Here is a 1,168-nt window from a genome sequence, read left to right as displayed (position 1 = left end):
GGGTCTCCTTCTTACCCATTATGCCCGCTCACACACGGAATTCCTGACAGTCCCAGCGATCCTACCTCCGCCAGTGCCCAGATTCCAAACTGATCTCGTCCGACGCATCACGACTAATTCGCCAGGTGTCGGATTACCATGCGCGTCTGGATTTCAGGTATCCGTGCTTGTTTCCTATCGCCTTTCTGCCCGACCCGGCCGATGCCGAACGGATACTCCTAGGACATCTTGCCAAGGTTCAAGATGATTTTGGAAGCTAATTCGCAACCGGAGCTAACAATACCGTTGACCCGTCGATAAGCGCCGTCTTGTAGGGCTTCAGCGTAGGAAATTGATCCACGCAATCCGCATTTCGGTGGAGGCCCCCAAGCTTTAACCTAAAATTAGCCGTCAAGCACGTATCTCTCAGGATGAACTCCGGCTTATCCGAATGCATGGTATGTTTCAGCGACTGGTCAACTTTTTGCGCGAAGCACTACGCACGCCCTGGCACTGCAACGCCCGCGATAAGGACTGCACTTTTCGGCATAGGTGCCCGTCCTGCCTCGATGAGGATGCCGAGGAGCAATCGCCGTGACATATGGGCCGCGTCTCAACGTGATCGAAATGCGAGCTGCCGCCCGTCAGACGATCGACCACACGACTGTGGGTGAACATCGCTCCCTGGGCGATATCGCCCTCCACCTCGTGAACATCTCACAGCAGGGTTTCATGGTGCAGGGAGCCCCTGCGATCGAGCGCGGAGAGCGCCTGCAACTGCGGTTGCCCGTCATCGGCATGATAGAAGGACATCTCGTCTGGTCCCATGAGGACCGCGCAGGGTTCCAGTTCGAGCGCCTCATCCGGGCCGACACCTTCGCCGAGGTGCTCCGGGAAATTACATCACCCCGCCCGAAGCGGAAACGCTGAGGTCGGGACGTAAATAAGTACGCCAGAAATTGCGCGCCGTTTCCTTGCGATAACGGGGCCGAAACCGTAGCAGCGGTCCCGACCCCGTCGATCGAAAGAGACCCATGCATTACCGTGGATCGACCGAAGCGACGCCTAAGCATCGACTCCGGCTGCAACCACAATACCTCGCAACAGGTCAATTTAACATGAACGAACCTGCATAGTGAGAACGGCGGTGGAATAGTCGGCCACGGTAGCGGCGGGATAGGTCCGCTGC

At 57.3% G+C, this 1,168-nt stretch carries 1 protein-coding gene; it reads left to right on the top strand.

The genetic code is table 11. The features are described from left to right. Positions 1-606: 606 nt before the first annotated feature. Positions 607-909 (top strand): PilZ domain-containing protein, encoded by a 303-nt coding sequence (locus PKE80_RS21720; RefSeq protein ID WP_309299002.1) that lies wholly within the window; start codon positions 607-609, stop codon positions 907-909. Positions 910-1,168: the final 259 nt, after the last annotated feature.

It is taken from the genome of Novosphingobium resinovorum, from assembly GCF_027922145.1.
Taxonomy (GTDB): Bacteria; Pseudomonadota; Alphaproteobacteria; order Sphingomonadales; family Sphingomonadaceae; genus Novosphingobium; species Novosphingobium resinovorum.
This window is presented reverse-complemented; position numbering and strand designations above follow the sequence as displayed.